Origin of the sequence: Bradyrhizobium elkanii WSM2783, from assembly GCF_000472865.1 — a bacterium.
Lineage (GTDB): Bacteria > Pseudomonadota > Alphaproteobacteria > Rhizobiales > Xanthobacteraceae > Bradyrhizobium > Bradyrhizobium elkanii_A.
Genome location: NZ_AXAP01000017.1, coordinates 1 through 20,736, shown reverse-complemented (window position 1 = coordinate 20,736; position 20,736 = coordinate 1). Strand labels below are relative to the sequence as shown.

The 20,736-nt window shown below is 62.6% G+C and carries 18 protein-coding genes; 7 read left to right on the top strand and 11 right to left on the bottom strand.

Annotated elements, in window-relative coordinates; genetic code table 11:
- Nucleotides 1-122 precede the first annotated feature (122 nt).
- A complete protein-coding gene (locus YY7_RS0117130; RefSeq protein WP_028164317.1) occupies nucleotides 123-1,319 on the bottom strand; it encodes an amidohydrolase family protein in 1,197 nt (398 codons plus the stop codon).
- 716 nt (nucleotides 1,320-2,035) lie between these two features.
- Between YY7_RS0117130 and YY7_RS63175 the strand changes: the two genes are divergently transcribed.
- The 6 genes from YY7_RS63175 (at nucleotide 2,036) to YY7_RS56585 (ending at nucleotide 7,601) form a co-directional block, all read left to right on the top strand.
- On the top strand, nucleotides 2,036-2,572 hold the full coding sequence (locus YY7_RS63175) for a hypothetical protein (protein ID WP_245287300.1): 537 nt from the start codon (nucleotides 2,036-2,038) through the stop codon (nucleotides 2,570-2,572).
- Between the two features lie 79 nt (nucleotides 2,573-2,651).
- Complete coding sequence (locus tag YY7_RS63170) at nucleotides 2,652-3,284, top strand: site-specific integrase (protein ID WP_245287299.1); 633 nt, start codon at nucleotides 2,652-2,654, stop codon at nucleotides 3,282-3,284.
- Nucleotides 3,285-3,464: 180 nt separating this feature from the next.
- A complete protein-coding gene (locus tag YY7_RS0117120; RefSeq protein WP_028164316.1) occupies nucleotides 3,465-4,064 on the top strand; it encodes a hypothetical protein in 600 nt (199 codons plus the stop codon).
- 206 nt (nucleotides 4,065-4,270) lie between these two features.
- Complete coding sequence (locus YY7_RS61910; RefSeq protein WP_063623377.1) at nucleotides 4,271-4,639, top strand: hypothetical protein; 369 nt, start codon at nucleotides 4,271-4,273, stop codon at nucleotides 4,637-4,639.
- A gap of 350 nt (nucleotides 4,640-4,989) precedes the next feature.
- Nucleotides 4,990-5,364 carry a hypothetical protein gene (locus tag YY7_RS0117110; protein WP_028164315.1) on the top strand — a complete coding sequence of 125 codons (375 nt, stop codon included), beginning with the start codon at nucleotides 4,990-4,992 and terminating at the stop codon, nucleotides 5,362-5,364.
- Between the two features lie 83 nt (nucleotides 5,365-5,447).
- Nucleotides 5,448-7,601, top strand: a complete 2,154-nt coding sequence (locus YY7_RS56585) for an AAA family ATPase (protein WP_051396759.1) — start codon at nucleotides 5,448-5,450, stop codon at nucleotides 7,599-7,601.
- 622 nt (nucleotides 7,602-8,223) lie between these two features.
- Here the strand turns inward: YY7_RS56585 and YY7_RS58120 are convergent.
- Nucleotides 8,224-8,409, bottom strand: coding sequence for a hypothetical protein (locus YY7_RS58120; RefSeq protein ID WP_080663734.1), 186 nt, complete (start codon nucleotides 8,407-8,409; stop codon nucleotides 8,224-8,226).
- Between the two features lie 1,157 nt (nucleotides 8,410-9,566).
- Between YY7_RS58120 and YY7_RS0117085 the strand changes: the two genes are divergently transcribed.
- Nucleotides 9,567-9,797 carry a hypothetical protein gene (locus tag YY7_RS0117085; protein WP_349642661.1) on the top strand — a complete coding sequence of 77 codons (231 nt, stop codon included), beginning with the start codon at nucleotides 9,567-9,569 and terminating at the stop codon, nucleotides 9,795-9,797.
- Nucleotides 9,798-9,875: 78 nt separating this feature from the next.
- Here YY7_RS0117085 and YY7_RS0117080 read toward each other — a convergent pair whose 3' ends face one another.
- From YY7_RS0117080 to YY7_RS0117040, 9 genes are all read right to left on the bottom strand, one after another.
- A complete protein-coding gene (locus YY7_RS0117080; RefSeq protein WP_028164311.1) occupies nucleotides 9,876-10,535 on the bottom strand; it encodes a recombinase family protein in 660 nt (219 codons plus the stop codon).
- 863 nt (nucleotides 10,536-11,398) lie between these two features.
- Entirely contained in the window at nucleotides 11,399-12,397 is a 999-nt protein-coding gene (locus tag YY7_RS0117075) for a branched-chain amino acid ABC transporter permease (RefSeq protein WP_051396758.1), read from the bottom strand.
- Nucleotides 12,394-13,290 carry a branched-chain amino acid ABC transporter permease gene (locus YY7_RS0117070; protein WP_051396757.1) on the bottom strand — a complete coding sequence of 299 codons (897 nt, stop codon included), beginning with the start codon at nucleotides 13,288-13,290 and terminating at the stop codon, nucleotides 12,394-12,396. The genes YY7_RS0117075 and YY7_RS0117070 overlap by 4 nt, the downstream gene beginning before the upstream one ends.
- Nucleotides 13,291-13,292: 2 nt before the next feature.
- The gene (locus YY7_RS0117065; protein ID WP_035690354.1) at nucleotides 13,293-14,030 is read right to left on the bottom strand and encodes an ABC transporter ATP-binding protein; all 738 of its coding nucleotides are present in this window, start codon (nucleotides 14,028-14,030) and stop codon (nucleotides 13,293-13,295) included.
- On the bottom strand, nucleotides 14,027-14,737 hold the full coding sequence (locus YY7_RS0117060; RefSeq protein WP_245287298.1) for an ABC transporter ATP-binding protein: 711 nt from the start codon (nucleotides 14,735-14,737) through the stop codon (nucleotides 14,027-14,029). Before YY7_RS0117060 ends, YY7_RS0117065 begins: the two co-directional genes overlap by 4 nt.
- 84 nt (nucleotides 14,738-14,821) lie before the next feature.
- Nucleotides 14,822-16,120, bottom strand: a complete 1,299-nt coding sequence (locus tag YY7_RS0117055) for an ABC transporter substrate-binding protein (RefSeq protein ID WP_028164306.1) — start codon at nucleotides 16,118-16,120, stop codon at nucleotides 14,822-14,824.
- A 582-nt stretch (nucleotides 16,121-16,702) separates the two neighbouring features.
- On the bottom strand, nucleotides 16,703-17,656 hold the full coding sequence (locus YY7_RS0117050) for a dihydrodipicolinate synthase family protein (protein WP_028164305.1): 954 nt from the start codon (nucleotides 17,654-17,656) through the stop codon (nucleotides 16,703-16,705).
- 153 nt (nucleotides 17,657-17,809) lie between these two features.
- Entirely contained in the window at nucleotides 17,810-18,214 is a 405-nt protein-coding gene (locus YY7_RS51870; RefSeq protein WP_196237279.1) for a c-type cytochrome, read from the bottom strand.
- A gap of 43 nt (nucleotides 18,215-18,257) precedes the next feature.
- Nucleotides 18,258-19,946, bottom strand: coding sequence for a PQQ-dependent dehydrogenase, methanol/ethanol family (locus YY7_RS0117040; RefSeq protein ID WP_028164304.1), 1,689 nt, complete (start codon nucleotides 19,944-19,946; stop codon nucleotides 18,258-18,260).
- Nucleotides 19,947-20,736 lie beyond the last annotated feature (790 nt).

Below are 20,736 nucleotides of genomic sequence, written 5' to 3'. Positions count from 1 at the left end.
CCACACCCCGTCATTCCGGGGCGCGCGTAGCGCGAGCCCGGAATCCATTTTGCCGCGCACTCTGCGGCGAGATGGATTCCGGGCTCGATGCTTTGCGATGCCCCGGAATGACTCCGGAGCGGTTACCGTCCCACAATCTCCGGCACTTTGCCCGCCGGCGGCGTATTCCTGCTGCGCTGGGTGCGGACGATGCCGTCGATGATGGTCATGCCGATGCCCGGCAGATCGCCGAGCTGCACGCTCTCCAGGATATTCTTGCCTGGCGAATGCTGCGCCTTGTCCATCAGCACGAAATCCGCCGCGCGGCCGGCTTCGACCAATCCGCAATCCAATCCGCGCATCCGCGCGGTGTTGCCGGTGGCGAGGCAGAACGCGATCTCTGCCGGCAGTTCGCCCAGCGAGGACAGCATCGAGACCATGCGCAAAATCCCGAGCGGCTGCACGCCGGAGCCGGCGGGCGCATCGGTGCCGAGGATGACGCGGTGAAGATCACCCATATCGCGCGCGATGCGCAGCGTGTAGAGCGCCGATCGCTCATTGCCGTTGTGAACCAGTTCGAGGCCGCGCTTGCAGCCCTCGCAGATGCAGCGGATCTGGTCGTCCGGCAGGGCGGTGTGGCCTCCGTTGATGTGGCCGACCACGTCGGTATCGGCCTCCAGCACCACATCCTTGTCGATCAGGCCTGAGCCGGGGATCGAGGGGCCGCCGGTATGGATCGTGCTCTGGATGCCGTATTTGCGCGCCCATCCCACCATCTTCCGCGCGGTCGGGCCGTCCTTCACGCCGCCAAGGCCGACCTCGCCGAGCAGCTTGACGCCGGCGGCGGCCATTTCCTTGAAATCCTCTTCCACCATCTCGCATTCGATCACCGGCGCGCCGGCGTGCACCTTCACGCCGCCGGGCCTCAGTGTCCAGAATGCGCGCTGCGCGAAGATAGCCATCGCCTTGAGGCCCACGACATCACGTGGCCGGCCCGGCATGTGGACCTCGCCCGCGGAGATCATGGTGGTGACGCCGCCATGCAGGTAGCTGTCGATCCAGTTGACCTGGTTCTGCCGCGGCGTCCAGTCGCCCGCAACAGGGTGGACGTGGCTGTCGATCAGCCCGGGCGCCACCGTTGTGCCATTGGCATCGACGATGGTGGTGGCGCCTTCGGTGTCGACATCCTTGGCGCGGCCGATCGCTGTGATCTTGCCGTTCTCGGCCACGATGGTGTCGGCATCGAGGATCGGCCGCTCCAGCGCCCCCGACAGCAACAGCCCGATATTGCGGACCACCAGCTTGCTCGGTCCGGTCGCCTGGGGTGCATCGTGGGCCATGCTCTGTCCTTTTCGCTCAGTGCTTCCGCGGTCGATTGTGCCCGCGGCGTGAGGTTCCGATCAAGCCGGATTGTTTATTAGTATACAAATGATCGTCCTTGAAAAGGCCCTCCCGCAACAACCTCCGACTTCATCCCGAGGAGCCGCGAAGCGGCGTCTCGAGGATCGGCCACACTCTCCGTCATTCCGGGCTCGATGCTTCGCATCGCCCCGGAATGACGCCGGAGAAAAATTCAGCAGCGATTTCAATCTGATTTGCCCAGTCCACCCCTTGCGGAAAAAACATTCCGCTTTCGCCGTCGGGCAAATCAGTGATTTAACTCCGCGCGTCTCACGGCGGATGAGGGGCGGCTCGCGATCGTCACGAACGTTGCGGTGAGATGCGGTGGACGTGAGCGTCACGACTGACGAGCGAGATACTCACGGACGGCGAAGTCGTGTGGTCCTGGCGCCCCGACGCTGGCGCTAAGTTTTTCGCGCGAACAGTTTCCGCTTGAGATGACGGTGGCAAGAAAGCCCGGTCACCGAGGAGAGCACGAAGGAAACCGTAAAACCATCGCGCAGGGAAAATAAATAGTCGCGTGAAGCTGGGTGGAGCCGTGTGAAGTTTCCAACTCATTGATGAGTCACACGATCTCCTCATAAGCTGCCACAGGCCTCTTTGGGGCTTCACACACACAATCGCGACACTTCCCGAGAACGGAGACACGACGATCATGGCGCGCAAAGTCAAGCACGGTCCATTCGAGACCCGCAGCGCACGACTGAACAAATTCACCATCCGCCGGCGGCCGTACAGCGGGCCATCGCTCGCACGCGGCGTCCTCTTGATGTATCGCCGCAACAAGACCAACGGCACCTGGGTGATGAAGGTCGCCGACGGCCACGGCGCCTACTGGACCAAGGCCTTCGCGCTGGCCGACGACTTCGAGGACGCCGACGGCAGAACCGTGCTGACGTTCCATCAGGCGCAGGAGCGGGCGAAGGAGCTGGCGCGCGGCGGTGACGGCGCCGACGGCGTGCTGATCACGATCGACGGTGCGCTGGCTGACTACGAGCGCGATCTGACCTCGCGCAATGCCAACGCTTACAAACGCCCAATGGCCGCGCGTGCACCTCACCAATGCGCTGCTATCGAAGCCGGTGGCATTGCTGACATCCACCGAGCTGCGGACCTGGCGCGACGGCCTGCTCGGCACCATGGCGGCGTCGACCATCAATCGGCTCTGCGCTTGTTTGAGCGCTGCGCTTGAACAGGCCACGCAGCACGACAAGAGGATTCAAAATCGCGACGCCTGGGCGATCGGCCTCGCCGCTCTGCCAAATGCGGAAGTGCCGCGCAACATCATCCTCAGCGACGACAAGGTGGTCGAATTCGTCGCTATCGCCTACAGCCTCGATGACAAGTTTGGGTTGCTCACCGATGTGCTGGCGAACACTGGGGCGCGGCCGAGTCAGGCCAGGCGGCTGCGCGTCGGGGATCTGCACGATCACCCGCTGCGGCCGAAACTCTCGATGCCGAAGAGCGGCAAGGGCGGCGGCAAGAACCGCGCCGAGAAAAAACGGGAGCGCTACTCGGTGCCGATCACCGTGCAACTGGCGGCCCGATTGAGAGAGGTCGCGAGAGGTCGGGCCGACGATACGCCGCTGTTGTTGCAAAGCGACGGCAACCCATGGGGCGACAATCCCGGCGCGAGCTATCACCGCGAGGTCAAGAAGATCGTCACCGCCATTGGAGCCGATGTGGCCGCGACGATGTACGCGCTGAGACACTCGTCGATTGTCCGCATGTTGAAGAGAAACATTCCGATCAGGCTGGTGGCGTCGCTGCACAACACCAGCGTCAACGAGATCGAGCGGACTTATTCGCGGCACATCACCGAGCACGCCGACGACATCGCGCGCGCCGGGCTGCTGTCGGAGCCCGCGCCTGCCGGAGACAACGTCGTCGCACTGGTGCTGTGAGAGGTGATAGGCCGCAAGCCGATAGCGCCAGATACTACAAGACGGGCAGCCAAAAAAATTCTTTGTAGGGAGCACGAGCAGCACGTAAGCTAGCCATCAGCGCGGATAGGGTAGCTCCCGAGAAGCCGGCTCGCACCGCCGGTTTCCGCGTGCCTCACGGTGCTCGCGAGGTGCGCGCGAATGGATGACGATTTCGTACCCGAGGGATACGTGCCCTTGAAGTCCGCTATCGAACAGCTCGCAGAGGCGCGGCAGACCTCCATCAAATCAGCTCAAGTCGAGATACGGGCTAAACTGCACAGCGGCTTGATCCGGGCTGCCGTCTTACGGCCGGACACTGGTGAGTTGTCCGAGATCCTCTCCCGCTGCTGGGCGACCGAAACTGCCTTGCGCTGGTTCGAAAGCGGTACATGCCTGTTGCCGGACGAGAACGGCGAGGTCAGGATTACGACCGAGCGGTTCGACTTGTTTTACCGACCGGAGAACGCGCCGATCTTCGTTGTCGAAGGCGATCTCCACCGCCCGCTGGGCGACCATCGCCAGCAAGATCCAAACAGCCAGAAGCAATCGAGCGGTGGGCCGTCGAGCGCAGCTTCTATCGCCCCGAGCGAGCAAGCTTTGCTCCGACAATTGGTGCGGGAAATCCATAAGCAGCTGTGGCCGGACGGCTTCAAGGGACGAGCGAAAGAGCGCGATAAAGCCATCCAGGAGAAATTCGAGCAGCTGAATAAGAAGCCTCCCGCCGTCAGGACCATCCAGCGGGCGCTAAAGGGCGAATAGGACCAATTGCGACAATGGCGGCTGTCGCGACTTGTCGTCAGTTGTCGCAGATTGTCGCGAGTTGTCGCTATCGACAACACACCTTCGGCCTCATGTAGGAGACGCAATTCGCGTCCTCCTACGGGGTTTCTATTATGCCGAAGTCACCGCATCTATCGCCACGTTGCCAAGCGGCGTCGGCCCCTCACCCCCCAGAGGAGTCGAGCATGCCGAAATCCCGCACCCAGTTCGCTGCTGTCGGGCCGCCGCCGCCGCGCCTGGCTCTCTCCATTCTGGAGTTCTGCGACGCGCACGGGATCTCCGAGGGATTCTACTACAAGCTGAAGAAGCGGGGTCAGGGGCCGCGCGAGATGCGGCTCGGCAAGCGGACTCTCATCACGATTGAAAGCGCGGCCGAGTGGCGTCGCGAGCGCGAACTCGCCAGCGCAGCCGAGGCCGCGAAGGCCGCAGCCGAGCGCGAAGCCGCCAGCAAGGCCGACTGGGCGATGGCCGAGAACCCCGCTCGCCCCGAAGGCCGCGCCAAAGCGAAGCCTGCGAAATCCGCCCGCGGTCAGCGCGAGGAAATTAACGCCTAACGCGGACCAGGAACGATTTCGAACGCCCCGCTCATACAGTGGGAAAACGGAGTTGGAAATGCCGCGCTTCTGGTAGCGCGGAAGCCTAAGGGAGGATCCGTAAAACGCGAAGCGCTCGCTCTGGACGGCGGGCGCCTTGCAAAACCAGAAACCCCGGGGCGCGAGACTTCCGAAGGGCGTCACAGAATGCGGTTATAGCCCTTCGCTTTTCGCCCGTCCACGGGTTTGCCTCGCCTGCGCTGTTGGAGCCGCGCCGGGGGCAATCACACAACGGAGAGAAAATCAGAATCACGCGCCCCGCCTGGGGCGCGAACGAGGGCGTGCGTCCAATGAACAAACAACATCGCCGGATGCTCGAGGAGCTGCAAAAGCTGGTCGACAAAGCCTGCGACTCCGACCGCCTCTTCTTCGAGCGCAAGCGCGACCGGAAGCACCGCATCCGGCGCAGTCACCGTGCTGAGATCTTGCAAAATCATCTGCTCAGCCGCGGCAAGTTCGACAGCCGCCTGCCGTCGGGCCTCGCCTGGTTCACAATCGTGAAATGCCTCTGCGCCGGCGTGAGGCTGCGCGCCTTTGTGCCTTTCGTAGAGAATGCTGCTGACACCGACCTCGTTCCCGAGGCGCATTGCCGCGAGCTGTTCGAGGCGATGGCCGAGCGAGATCCCCGCATCCGGCAAGTCGAGCTGCAACTGCGAGCGGCGGCGTGCGGGGAGGAGCGGTTATGAACGAAAACCCGCCCACGCACGACTGGGCCACGAACATCAATGCCATTTTGCGCTGAGCCCGCAAGGAGTTCGGAGGATCGAACATGATGCACGGCAAGCCCGACCGTCCGGTCACGCTGCAGGGCGACCTTCGCAACCTCCCGCCAGCGCTCGATCCGCTAAAGGCGCTACCCAATTGGGTGTGCTGGCGCTGGGAATGGAGGGTCGACAAGAGGGGCATTGGCAAGTGGACCAAGCCACCACTTCAGCCCAAGAACCCGACCAGCTACGCCAGGAATAACGATCCGACGACCTGGGGCACCTATGAGCAGGCGCTCGCTGCGTTCGAGGCCGACAAATGCGACGGTATCGGATTCAATCTGTCCGGCACCGACATTGCCGCCTTCGATCTCGACAATACCCGTCACCCGGCAACGGGAGACATCGTGGCGGAGGCCATGGCCTATGTCGATCGCGCGACCTCCTACACCGAGATCTCGGTCTCAGGCACGGGCTTGCACGTCATCGGCTTTGGCTGCGGTGGCGCCAAGATGCACCGCAAGCAGAAGATCCCCGGAAGCTCCGTCGAGGTCGAGAGCTATCGCGGCGCCGAGCGCTACATCGTCGTCACCGGCAATCCGCTGCCGGGCATTGTCGACAAGTGGCCGCACCTGGTCGACATCGGAGACGAAATCGATGCCGTCGTCGCGGAGCTTGACGGCTGCCAGAACGCGCGTGCGTCGCGGGCCGACGAACTCGATCCGGAGCAGCAAGCAGAGCAAGACAAGCAAGCCGAACTGGATGACGAGTTCGCGTACAAGCCAAACGCCGGAAACCAGAATACCGGCGATGGGTTTGGGGACGCAGGCCTGCCGGACGAGCTGATCGAGCTGATCGAGAACGGCGTCCCCCCACAGAAAGATCTCAGCGCCGCGTTTCATCGCGCGGTCTGCTGCCTGGCCGACTGCGGCTGGTCGGCGGAGCGCATCGAAAGGCGCATTGCCGGCAAACCTATCGTCCCCGGGCGCTACGGCAACCGGCTCGCGCAGGAGATCGCCCGCTGCTTGCACAAGCGAAAAATCAAAGCCGAGACCGGGACCGGCGGAGCCTCGGGCAGCGCCGGGACTGCCGGCGCGCAGCAAAGCCCACCGCTCTTCGAGTTGTTCTGGCACGGCAAGACATACGATCGCGAGCTGCGCTCGTGGCTGGTCAAGGATCTGATTTTTGAAAACGGCACAGGTCTCGCATCGGGACAATGGGGCACGGCAAAGACCTTCGCCGTGCTCGACCTTGCCGCATCGGTCATGACCGCTACGCCCTTTGCCGGACGGGAAGTCATCCGGCGCGGCGGCGTGGTCTTTGTCGCCGCCGAAGGCGCCTACGAAATTCCGATCCGGCTGGAGGGCGTGGTCGAAGAGAAGCTGCGGCCGGCGGCGCTTGCGAGTGGGGTATTGGGACAGCGGGCCTCGGCCAATTTGGATTCGCTGCCTTTTGCCTGGATCGAGGACTGCCCGAACCTGCAAGACAGCGGCGATTTCGCTCGGCTCGTGGCAACCGTAAAGCAGGCGGCCCAGAACATCAGCGATCAATTCGACCTGCCGCTGGTCCTTATCATCATCGACACGCTGAGCGCGGCCGGCAATTTCAAGGACGCCAACGACGCCGCCGAAGGCCAGCGCATCATGAACCGGCTCGGCGAGCTGGGCCGGCAAACCGGCGCCTTCGTGCTTGCCGTCGACCATTTTGGCAAGGCCGTGGAAACCGGCACGCGAGGCACGTCGGCCAAGGAAGCCGCCGCCGATGTCATCTTGGCGCTGCTGGCCGACCGGGAAATCAACGGCACCATCAGCAACATGCGCCTGGCACTGCGAAAGCTCCGCGGCGGCAAGGTCGGCACCGAAACGCCGTTCGAGCTGAGGGTGGTCAACATGGGTTTTGAGACAACGTGCGTCGTGGAATGGAAGGCGGATCGAACGTCGGCGCAGACCTCCTGCGCGCCGAGGGAGCGCTGGCCGAAGTCCCTGCGCATCTTCAAGACCGCACTGGAAACGACCGTCATCGAGCACGGCGAGCCGATGCAGCCCTATGGCAACGAGGGGCCGACAGTCAGGGTCGTCCCTCTCGACACCGTCCGCTTCGAGTTCGCGAGGGCATATCCGGCGGAGGGCGATGCCAAGGCCAAGGCGGCGGCCAAGGCCAAGGCGTTCAAGCGGGCGCTGCAACAGGCACGCGAAAGGGAACTGGTCTGTTCCCGGTAGGTCGCCGGGATCGATTACGTCTGGCTGGTCGAGCCCGCCTCGGGCGGACAGGGCGGCTCGACAAGTTCCACCCACAGCTAAAGGGGACGCCAATGGACGGACAGACAGGACACTCTCTTAGTGTCCTGTCCTGTCTGTCCGTTTTTGGACAGGGACAGAGGCGGACAAATGTCCGCTTTGTCCGCCTTGTCCGATCGCCTCTCTCTCCCCCGTTCTGTGGTGTCTTGTCCTGGTCCCGGCCGGCTCGGGGATGTGCCTCGGGCAAGATCGAGGACGAAATGATCAGGAACTTCGGCGACTTGCCATCGCACCTCAACGAGACCAGCGAGCGTCCCGCGTTCGAGCAACTCGGCGAGCGTTGCCGGCCGATCGCGGGGCGTTCAGGTTGGAGGGCAGCGCGCCCTTGCAGCCATGACGGCTGCTCGGCGCCATTCATCGGCGCCGCGAACTCCTCAATTGTTCTCGCGCAATTACGTCGCGATCGTCCAGTCCGATCGTTCGTTCGCAGTGAGCCGGATCGAGTTGCACATTGATTCCGGGGTGTGCGAGCCGGTGGCGGAGGCGGCGGAATAGGGCGGACTGTTGTCGTCTCGCGCGCGTCATGGACAATGGTGACGCAGCGCTATTTTCTGGCCGCCGCTTCGCGTGCCAGTCGCTCGGTTTTCAGCCGTTCGCGATTCCTGTGAAAGGCCTCTTGCGCGAGCTGATGTTCCCGCATGGCCTGTTCTGCGTCGCGCCGACGCTCAGCCTCTCTGGCCGAGCGCTGCTCCGGCGTGGGTTTTTCACGCGGTGTGTATAAATCCGACATGCGGTTAACTCGCGACGCGATCGACAGAGACGATCATTCACTCCAAGTCCCCGGCACCATCCAGACGCAACTGGACGGTCCGTTCAGCTCGCCACCAGCGTCCTTTCCGTACCTCACGACTAAGCCGTTCCGTCTCGTGCAGAGTTCGATAGCGTAGACCATTATGCTGATCCTAATCCAATCTGGTTCATTCTCTTAGAGGGATCTAGGTCCGAGGTGGTGGACACCTTTTCTGAATTGCACGGAAGCAACTGCAATCACGAAGTGCTGAGATGCCCGCACCTCGGGTCTACAACAAGCACCATGGTGATGCCCCGGCTGAATCGATAAGTATCTGATGACATTGGAAGCGACGCTGGTATGCAAACCGCGGCCTCCGACGAGCTAAAGCGCGAGCGCCTGGCCAATCTCAGGCCGCGGCCGCGCGTCAGAGGCCTCGCCGTTTTGATATTCACTGCGCTAGCCATTGCCGCCGCACAGAGCCGCGAGGCGCCGTTTGGCTACGCCACCGAACAGTCCGTCAGAGAGGCCTGCGGAGAAAACTTAAGAAGCAAGACGGAGCCTTTGGATGCACGATGGTTCAGGATGGCGAACTGCGCGACTATAGCTGTAACAACAACCCCAAAAATGGCCATGTTGGATGCCGAGTGCTGTTTCGCGGAACGGCTCCCAAGCCGAGGACCGGGACCAGGGGACTATCCACGGACCGATGAGGGGCGCATGGAAACGCCCAGTTTCGGAGACCATCATCCAAGCTAGGAGGAGTGTGACGCCTTGACGGCGTCACCGCTCCACTCCTCCTATCCATAGGCATAGGCACCGCAAACACAAGGAGGACGAATATGAATAACCTTGTTGAGCAGCACGAGGCATCGCCGGTCAGGACGCATAGCAGTATACTGGGTTCACACCCCAATGAGCCGGTCGGATGTCATTGAGCCAGAAACCAAAAGCCGAGGTTGCGATGACGCGATATGCAGCTGGACCCGAAGGTAAAGGTCGCGCGAAGGTCAAGTTAGCGTTCAAAATCGAGCGCTCCTGAGACTCGACCGTGACGCGGGAACTGGTGTCTGAGGGGAACCGATATGCAGGTTAAAGAAACCGTAAAAAACCCGCGCCCAGGTGATGGCACGCCCGGACCAGGGCGGCCCAAAGGCGTGCCGAATAAGACCACCGCCTTGCTCAAGGACGCGGTCCTGAAGGCGGCCGAAACCGCCGGCGGCGGCGAGCCCGACGGCCTCGTGAACTATCTCATCGTACAGGCGAAGCAGAACCCCGCACCATTCATGACGCTGCTGGGCAAGGTGTTGCCGACGCAGGTCTCGGGCGAGGACGAAGGCATTTGCGTCACCATCAGGCAGATCGTCGAGCACCACGACAAGGATTGACATCTGGCACCCGGCAAGCCAAGTCAGCAGCGACCGGACCGTATTTGAGCGCCTAAAAGCTCTCCAATATCGACAGATTCATTCGTGGTCGCGCAGGCCAAGCCGCTTCAACATTCGCATCACCGACATTGCCGACCAGGTGCCGCCGCGGGGTGCAGGCACCTTGCGCTCGTTCAGATCGTCCGCGATCTCGCGGTAGGGTAATTCCCAGCCGATCTTGTGCAGGATGTCGACCAGGCCGGCGTCACGAGCTGCTGCAGTGGCCGCGTTCCTTGCGCCCAGCCCGGGGTCACCGAGCTGCACACCACGTGCTTTTGCGGCCTGGAGAGCGTCCCTGGTGCGCTGGGCGATGGTTTCGCGCTCCTTCTCGGCCATGGCGGCATAGATGTGCAGCATGAACGGATCCACATTCCTGCCGAGCTGGGTGACTATGAACGGAACCCGCTTGCTCATCAGGTCTGCGATGAAGGCAACATCGCGCGACAGGCGGTCGAGCCTGGCGACGACGATCTCGGCCTTCAGCCGCTTGGCCGTACGGAGCGCAGCGGCGAGCTGTGGGCGCTTGTTCAGGGCGTCCGCACCTTTGCCGGTCTCGACCTCGATGAACTCCTGGGCGATCTCCAGGCCTTCACTGGTGGCGAACTGTGTGACAGCCTTGCGCTGTGCATCCAGCCCTAGGCCTGACCGGCCCTGCTTATGCGTCGAGACGCGGTAGTAAGCAACAATCTGCGATGACATGGCGCTTCTTGTACCGTGTGAACCAGCCTCCATATGGTACAAACCCAAGTTGAAATGCAATAGCTGCGGGATCTGGGCGGGGGAACAAGGTGAGTACTGCGCCTGCTGCCCAGGCGGCACCAGGCGCCGAGCGAAACGCAGGCGCGCCAGGTGCGAGGGCCATCGGCGGGGTGGGGCATCCCCGCCCGCGGTGATGCGGGATTGAATCGCGTCAGGTACCGGTACCGGTTACTGGCACTAATTTCCCTGAGCGTTACCGCCGTTCAAATCATTCGCACCCAGCCTACTTTCGGATCGCACACTGTTGGCATCATCTACAGGTGGTTGGCGACCCGGCGATGACGGCAACGAGACGATCGACGCCAGCGTGTTCAAGCGGTGGCGTGCCGATCCAATCTATCGCCGGCCAACCTCGTCGAATGGGCACAGCGTAAGCAGGTTGATCCCGTCCAATTGCAAACTTCCGTGCGGGCTGATGATCCTCGCGTAGAGGTGCCCGACCAGTAGGCTCGCGCGAGGTGCAGGTGGTTAAGGTCTCTTTTTGGCCCTTCGCGACATGTTGCACCGCCGCGCGATCCCGGTCGCTAACAAAGCATAGCGGAAGTTGACGGGCAGCCGTCTATTGCAGAGGGCGACGGTCGTGACCCGAAGCCGTCATCAGCGCGTTGAAAACATCCCGCAGTGCGCAAGGCAAGAGGCTGCTCCATTGCCACTCGCGGGTCGGCAACAAAGTGCTAATCTCTCGAGCCCACCCGGCTGGCAGCGGACACGGTCATTTTACCGACGAGGTGATTGCCCTCGGGCGTCGGTCGATTCGTAACGAGCATTGCTCGACCACTCTAGCGGGCTCGGGCAGGGTGACGCTAGCGATTGAGCCAGCGCCGGGCAAAGCCGAGTAGGCCCTGCGGCAGGAAGATGATCATGACGATGAAGATCACGCCGAGCGGGATGAGATACGGGAACTGATCGCCGAAAATGCGCGACAGCAGCTCGCGAATGAGTTGGAAGAAGCCGGCGCCGACGATGGGGCCGACCAGCGTGCCGATGCCGCCCATGACGTTGAAGATGACGGTGTCGCCCGAGGTGGTGAAGAACACGAATTCCGCCGCCGCGAACTGGTTCTGCACGGCGTAGAGCACGCCGGCAAGCCCAGCGAACAGACCGGACAGCATCACCGCCACGATCTTGTAGCGCTCGACCGGATAGCCGATCGCCCGCGTGCGCGCCTCGTTCTCGCGGATTGACTGCAGCACCATGCCGAAGGGCGACTGCATGATGCGGCGCAGAAGCACATAAGAGCCGGCGACCACCGCCAGCACGAACCAGTGCAGCGTTGCGGTCGAGAAACGTGTGTCATAGAGGAACGGGATTGTGAAATGCGGGCGCGAGAAGATCAGTCCGTTCTCGCCGCCGGTCACCTCGGTCCAGGTGAAGATTATCACATAGAAGATCTGCGAGAAGATCAACGTGGTGATGGCGAAGTAGATGTCGCGCAGTCGCGTGGAGAAATAGGCAACGAACAGCGCCGCGCCCGCGGCCCCGCCGAGCCCGAACAGAATGGCAAGCCACAGATTGGGCGGGCTGACGATCAAGAGCGCCGCCGCCGCGCCATACATGCCGAGTCCGAAGAACGCCGAATGCCCGAAGGAGACCATGCCGGTATAGCCGATGAGGATGTCGGACGACATCGCAAGCAGGCCCCAGATCAGGATTTCGGTGAGGAAGCGCCGCCAGTATTCGGGCAGCACCAGCGGCGCGACAATCAGCACCGCCATGACCACGCAGAAGCCGATCCAGAAGACGGCGGTGTGGCTCAATTTCGTTGTGAGCGGCATCGATTTGCTGAGCGGGCCGGTTGTCATTTGGGCGTCGGAACGAAGAGGCCGGTCGGCCGGAACAGGAGCGTGAGGATCAGCACCACGAAGGAGACGATCACCGCTTGCGAGGGATCGACCCAGATCGCCGCATAGGCTTCGAGCAGGCTGATGAAGATCGCCGCCCCGATCGAGCCACCGAGATTGCCCATGCCGCCGATCACCACGACGATGAAGGCCTTGAGCACCCAGTCGAGCCCCATGGTGTGGTTGACGCTGACCAGCGGGGCAAACAGCACCCCGCTCGCCGCCGCCATCGCTGCGCCGATCGCAAACACCGCGGTGTACACCATCGGAACCGGGATGCCCATGGCCTGCGCCATCACGCGGTCCTGGGTGGTGGCGCGGATCCAGACGCCGTATTTGCCGTATTTGAGGAACAGCCAGAAGCCGCCGATGATCGCCGCCGACAACAAGGCGATCAGAATGCGGTACCAGGGATAAGTGAGATAGAACAGGTTGAAGTGGCTGGTGATCGGTTCGCCGATCTTGCGCGCCACCGGGCCGAATTGCCACAGCGCGTAGTTCTGCAGGATCAACGATATGCCGAATGTGGCAAGAATCGTGTTGAGCGAATCGCGGCCGAGCAGCGGACGCAGGGTGGCGACCTGTATGGCCGCGCCGAGGAGGGCGACGATCAAGGCGGACAGCACGAGCGCTATCCAGAAGCTCCCCGTCGCGGTCAGGACCAGCACGCCGACATAGGCGCCGAGCATGAACAATTCGCCATGCGCGAAGTTGACCACATCCATGATGCCGAAGATGAGCGTCAGACCCGAGGCGACCAGCGCCAGGATCATGCCGGTGACCACGCCATTCACGGTCTGAATGATCAGCAAGTCCACCGGAATGCTCTGAAAGAAGTGCGCGACTGCGTCCATCCCTAGACCCCCAGATGCTGTCTGATGACCGGATCGTCGACCTTGATCTCGGACGCCGCGCAATGGTGGCGCACGAGGCCCTTCTCCATGATGTAGACGCGCTCGCTCGCCTCGAGCGTCAGCGGCACGTTCTGCTCGACCAGCAGGATGGCGACACCCTCGCGATGCAGCACGTCGATGATCTGGCGGATTTGCGACACCATCCGCGGCATCAACCCTTCGGTCGGCTCATCGAGCAGGATGATCTTGGGCTCCAGCATCATGGCGCGCGCGATCGCTAGCATTTGCTGCTCGCCGCCCGAAAGCGTGCCGCCGGCCTGGTTGCGCCGCTCGGCGAGCACGGGGAAGTAGGTGAACGCCTTGTCGAGCAGCCCCGCTTTGCGCTCTTCGGTGACGCCGTTGCGGTCGAGCCCGGTGCGCAGGTTCTCCATCACCGTGAGCAGGCGGAAAATGCGCCGATCCTCCGGCACATAGCCGATGCCGAGGCGGGCAAGCTTGTGCGGGGGCAGGCCGGAGATGGCGTTGCCGTCGAGCAGAACAGAGCCGTGGCTGGGCCGCACCAGTCCCATGATGGTCTTGAGCGTGGTCGACTTGCCGACGCCGTTGCGGCCGAGCAGGCCCACCACTTCGCCCGGCTGCACGTGCAGCGTGACGCCATGTAGGATGTGGCTCTTGCCGTAATAGGTATGCACGTCCTCGACCAGGACGATCGGCTCGGTGCGGGGCGCGGTCTGGTTCATGTCTTGAGATAGACCTCCTGCACCTTGGAATTGCGCTGTATCTCCTCCGGCGTGCCGTCGGCGAGGATTTCGCCGTAATGCAGCACGGTGATGCGATGGCACAGCTCCATCACCACCTGCATGTCGTGCTCGACGATCAGGATCGTCAAATTCTTGGCGATGCGGCGCACGAGTTGCAGGGTGTCATGCGTCTCCGCCGTGCTCATGCCGGCGGTCGGCTCGTCAAGACACAACAAGGTTGGCTCAGTCGCAAGCGCAATGCCGATCTCCAGATTACGCTGTTCGCCGTGCGACAGATTGGCGGCAAGCTGGTCCGCCTTGTCAAGCAGGCCCACCGATCGAAGCGCCGCCTCGGCCCTCTCGTTGATGTTGGGGAAGGCGGAGTGATGCGAGATCATGTTCCAGGCATGCCGGCGCGACTGCGCGGCAATGCGGACGTTTTCCAGCGCCGAGGCGTTGGGCATGATGTTGGTGATCTGATAGGAGCGCGCGATGCCCTTCTGCGAGATGGTGTTGGACGGCAGCCCGGTGATGTCCTCGCCGTCGAATAGGATGCGGCCGGAGGTGGGTTTGAGCACGCCGGTCAAGCAATTGAAGAAAGTGCTCTTGCCGGCTCCATTCGGGCCGATGATGGCGCACACCTCGTCGCGCTTGACCTCGAAATTGACCTTGGACAGTGCCGCCAGGCCGCCGAACCGGACAGTCAACAGTTCGGTCTTGAGTACAGGAACCGACGCCGCTGTCCGGCCATTCGCCGGGGAGCGCACGTCGTTGACAGCTTCTCCGCTCACTTACGCAGCGGGGAATTTGCAGGCCGGAGGAACGATGGTCTTGTCCTTCGGCACCATTTCGAACAGCTCGAACTGACCGCCTTTGACGGTGTAGAGGAACTGGTTGAGGAACGCCTGGTGATCGGCCTTGCGCAGCGTCTTATCCCCCTGCGGGAAGTCGTCGCTGAGCTTCATCTCGAGCCCTTCCAACGCCTCGATCAGCTTCATCGTGTCCTCGCGCGTCTCGAATTTCGACATCTCCATGCCGTGCTTGAGCGCGTTCATGGCCTCGTAGTTCGACTGCACGTAACGGTCGGGCAGCGGACCGGATCGATCGATCTTGGCCAGCCGCTTCTTGGCCTCGTCGAAGAAGCGGTGGTGATGGGGCGTATCGAGCGCGCCCTGGAAGATCGGGACGTAGCGGTTGATGGCGACAAAGCCGTCGATCTTGTTCCCGAGCGCCGGCAGATTGGCGGATTCGCAGATGGCGCCGTCACCGGCCCATTTGTACTTCTTGGCGAGGCCGAGATCATAGGCCTGGTTGCCGATGGTCACGCCGTCCTTTCCGAAGAAGATGCCGAATAATCCGTCGAAGTCGCCGGAAATCTTCGACAGGAAGGGCGTCATGTCGGCGGTACCGAGCGGGATGCCGGTCGTGCCGACGACCTCGCCGCCGTTCTTCCTGATCTCCGCCGCGTAAGCGTCACGCGTCGACTGGCCCCACGAATAGTCAGCATAGGCGATGTGCCACTTCTTGCCCATCTTGGCGAGCATCGGGCCGAAGGCGACCGCCTGCGCCGGCGCGTAGTCGTGGACACGGAAGCTGTAGCGGTTGCACTTGGAGGTGGTGAGCGTCGTGTCGAGGCACACACTGATCATGTTGACGATCTTGGCTTCCTCCCAGACCGGCATGCAGGCGAGACAAATATTGGAAAGGAAGCCGCCGACATGGACGTCGATCTTGTCCTCCTCCACCATCTTCTGCGTCTTGCGGCGGGCAACATCGGGCTTGGACTCGTCGTCCGCAATCACCAACTCGATCGGCCGGTCCATGATGCCGGCCATCTGGTTGATACGGTCGACCGCCATCTGCAAACCGACCAGCGCGGTTTTGCCACCGGCGGCACCGGCGCCGGATAAGGGCTGCTCTGAGCCGATTTTGTACGGCTTGGCGGCGCCGAAGGCGGCGCGCCAGGGCGCCGGCACCAGCATCACGGCGCCGATCGCCCCACCGCCCCAACCGATGACGCGACGACGCGTGACCTTGCCGCGATACCAGAAGTTCTGCGCCCCCTCCTCGTCTTTCCACTTCTCAGTCATGGTCCGTTCCTCCTGTGCGTTCTGATCAGGTGGAGTTCGGTCGGTCGATGTCGTCGTCCGCACGTGCCGCGCAATGCAAGGCACGGCTGCGGACATTTGGACTCCATGCACCCAGGCGGCGTGAGCCCGCATCGACTATCCTCCCTTTCCGGCCCTTGGCAGGCTCTTGCTGAGTAATCTGCTCTCTTTAGCAATCGCGATCCAGGGCAAGCTTCAACCCATGGACGTACTCAATTTGTCGCATGTGTTGCTCGCGAAATGAGCAGGCATTGCTCGCGCGACCGGCGGCGGATGCGACACTTGCTATGCGCGATTTGCCCGGCGCTGCGTTGCGACGGTACCCCGGCAGCGGGCCTGCAGCGCGGCTCGCGATACCGGCGGGCGGCTATCGCCGGCCGGCCGCGGGGCTCACACCCTGCTTGGTGCAGATGATCTCGCCATCCTTCCTGCCGCCGACGAGCGACTTTTGGCGGCGGTATCCGAGGACGTACGCTGGCCGCGCGTGCGCGCGGCCCTAAAAGGGCGACGGTACGGGCTCCTTCAAGACCCGCTTCGCTCGCTGCTCAGAATAACGGAAAGAGGTTAGGCCGCATCGCGCGCGTTCTTGTCGAGTAAGACGGCCTCGATCAGCGCCTGACGAATGCGCATGATCTCAGAGCGCTCGATCTTCACCAACGGCGGGCGCACGACTGCACGCGGCAATTTGCCGAGCAGCACCAGCGCCTCTTTCATACGGTTGTGCATATCGACGAAGGGATCGGCGTAGAACACGCGCATCAGCGGCTCGATGCGGTCGTTGAGCCGCTTGGCCTCCGCGAGGTCGTTGCCCTGCACCGCGCGGAACAGGCGCGCCTGCAAATCGGCGATCACGCTGCCGGAACCTGACAGCAACCCATTGCAGCCAAGCACCAGCGAAGAAAGCAACCAGGCGCTATGCGTACTGAGCACATTCACCGGCCGCGGCAGATTCTGCAGTGTGCGCAGATGCCACTCGTGATGCGGCACGTTGCCGATCCAGTCCTTGATGGCGCGGACGGTTGGCACCTCCTCGCACAGCTTCAGCAGCGTATCCTTCGGATAGCCTTGGCCGGTCGCGAGCGGATACTGGAACACGATCAGCGGCAGGTCAGCCGCGTCGGCGATGCGCTTGAAATGCGCGAGCGCCATTTGCGGCGACTGGCCGAGGGTGAACGGCGCCGGCGGGAACACCAAGAGCGCGGAGGCGCCGACTTCCGTCGCCATGCGCGCAAGGCGCGCCGCCTCGAGGCTGCCGTCGGCCCAGATGCCGTTGATCAGCGGCAGCTTGGCCCCGATCTCGTCCTGTGCGATGTCGAGCACGCGGCGCTGCTCGTCGAAACTGCACGAGCCGACCTCAGTTGAGTGCGCGTTGACGGTGATGGCCGAGAGGCCTTCGACGGAGGCCACGTCTCGCACGTGCTTGCGGAAGCTCGCCTCGTCGATGGCGAGATCGTTATCAAATGGCAGCAGCACCGCCGGGATCACGCCGTGCGGGACATAGTTCACGTGCCGGGGCATTGGCTCGCCTCCTATCCCATGTCATTCCGGGGCGCGAGCAAAGTGAGCGAACTCGGGATCCCGAATCAGGCGCCGAATTTGTGTTTGGATTCCGGATCCGGCGCTACGTGCCGTCCCGGAATGACGTGGCAAAAATTACACCGCCACCTCACTTCATGGCTCTGCCTGCACGGTCTGGAGAAAGGTGCAGATGGTCCATATCGTCTCGTCATCGAGCCGCCCCGTCCAGTTGGGCATACCTTTGTCAGGTCGGCCATGCGTGACCGTGGAGTGGAACACGTTGGCCATGTTCTCGCCGTAGCGACGCTTGAGCCGGCGGAGGTCTCGGGGCGGATCAGGGCTGACCGCATTCGGCCCGTGACAATGCGCGCAATATTGGTTGAATAGACCGCGCCCCGCGGCGGCCCGGCTGGCGTCGCCGCCGTAAGGGTTTTTGGCCGCGACCGCAGGATCGTCGGCGCGCGCATATCGCGTCGCACTGGGCAGACCAAAGAAGACGGCGAGAATGGTCGCTCCCGCGAAGATCGCGACAGCGATCCTCGCAGGGAGTCCTTGCACGCCGCTAAGTTTCCCCATGCTCACGACGGCACAGTCGACCGGTTCAGTCTGTCAACGCGAAGACGAACAGCGCGCCGCCCTCGGGGCTCGAGGCGAATACCCGTTCACCGGTATGCCCGAGGAAGCTTGGTGGGGTCTTGAGCCGGCCGGAGACGACGGCGACGTATTGCTTGCCATCAAGCTCGTAGGTGATCGCACCCTGGCTGATCCCAGACCCGGCGTTGAACTTCCACAGTTCCTCGCCGGTTTTGGCATCGAGCGCCTTGAACCAGCCCTGGATGTTGCCGTGGAAGACGAGCCCGCCGGCTGTCGTCAGGGCGCCGCCCAAGAAAGGCAGCTCCTCTTTGCTGCCCCAGACCCGCTTCTGACTGATCGGATCCCATGCCACCATTTCGCTCATGAAGCCGCCTGGACCGGGCTTGTCGAGATCGAACTCCTCGGCAAGAAAAAACGCGCCCTTCTTCCTTTCCTCCTTCTTGCCGACGAGATCCATGCAGAGGTTGAAGGTCGGGATGTAGACCAGACCGGTCTGCGGGTTATAGGCCATCGGCTCCCAGTTTTTGCCCCCGAACAGGTTGGGGCAGATGTCCTTTGCCCAAACGTCGAGCCGCGGCCGCTTTTCCGGGACTTCGACCGGCCGCCCGGTCTTGAGGTCGATCTCTTTTGCCCAGTTGACCAGGACGAAGGGCTGGGCCGATATCAGCGCCCCGGTCTTGCGATTGAGCACGTAGAAGAAGCCGTTGCGGTCGGCCTTGAGCCCGACGGGCGTCTTCTGCCCGTTGAGGTCGAGGTCGGCGAGCACGAGTTCGTTCACGCCGTCATAGTCCCAGGTGTCGTACGGTGTCGTCTGATAGTGCCAGACGATCTTGCCGGTATCCGCGTCGAGCGCCAGCGTGCTGGCGGTGTAGAGGTTGGTGAACTTGCCGTAGTCGCTCGTATCCGGGCCGCGCGCCGAGGCTCCCCACGGCGAAGGGTTGCTGGCCCCGTAATAGACGAGGTTGAGCTCCGGGTCGTAGGAGCCGACGAGCCATGCGGCACCGCCGCCATATTTCCACGAGTCGTTCTTCCAGGTTTCCGCGGCAGGCTCACCGGCGACAGGCACCGTATAAGTGCGCCACACCTGTTTGCCGGTATCCTGGTCGTAGGCCGTGATCGCACCGCGAACGCCGTATTCGCCGCCGGCATAACCGGTGGTCACGAGGTTCTTGACAAGGATCGGCGGCGAGGTGATCGCGGCGCCCTCGTGGTAGTCGACGACCTGGGTCTTCCAAAGCTCCTTGCCCGTGTTCGCATCGAGCGCGACGAGGTAGGCGTCGAGCCGGCCAAGAAACAGCTTGCCGCGCGCATAGGCGACGCCCCGGTTGTCGAGCCCGCAGCAAGTCGTCGGCTGCACGTCTGCGGGAATCTCGGGCGCATACTTCCATTTCGGCGTACCATCCTTCGCATTGAGCGCATAGACATAGCGGGGCCCCGCGGAAGTCGTGACGAATAGCGTATCGCCCACGAGCAGAGGGGTCGATTCCTGGGCCTCCAACGAACCAAGCTGAGCCACCCATGCCACCCTCAGCTTGGCGACATTGTCCCTGTTGATTTGGGTGAGCGCGCTAAAGCGCGTATTCGCAGCGTCGCCGCCATAGATCGTCCACGATTTTCCGCTTTCCGCGGCAGCCCCTACGGGAAGCGCCAACAGCGCCAGCAGCGAACCTGCAAGCATTCCGCTCAGTCGCGACATTGCGATATCCTCCCTGTTTGTTCTTTTTCCAGGCACGACGCTTCGGCGTTTTTTGCGCATGCCCGGTGAGCGGACGGATCATAATCCTTTGGGAGGCCGCTGGGCAAAGATCAGCCCCGGATCCACGATGCTCACGGCTAATTGCCGCGATTGGCGCGGTGTGCTGCATCGCAGCGTTGACGATGTGGCCGCCTTCGCGCTGGGCGCGGATGTGCGGCAGCAAGGTACGGATGCCGTAAAGGACTCCCATAAGATTGACGTCGAGCAACCACTCACCAATTGTCGAGTGAAGTGTTGTCGATGCCACTGCCGCCGGCGGCACCGGCATTGTTGCAAACTACATGTACATTTCCGAATGCCTCGTACGAGCCTTGGCGGCATGCTCGAAATGTCTGGAGTTGGCCATTCGCGACATATTGCACCGCCGCGCGATCTCGGTCGCTAACAAAGCATAGCGGAAGTTGACGGGCAGCCGTCTATTGCAGAGGACGACGCTCTTGACCCGAATGTATGGTCCGGCCGCGCGTTGCAAGCGGTTTCGTCAACCTGGCAGATGCGGTCTTGCATCAATGTATCCGGCCTCTGATTGGAGCGTGCTGGGCTCCGGGCCATCATGGATATCAGCGCGCATTCGAACTGATTAGCGGACAGGCCTCGAGCGGGCCATTCGGGTCACCAGTGTTCGCATGCGCCGGGAAGACCGATCCTCCATGGTCGTCTCATCCTCTCGCAGACCTCGGCGGGTAAGGGATGTTGGTTACGTCATCGATGGGCTCCTCACTTCGCGCTG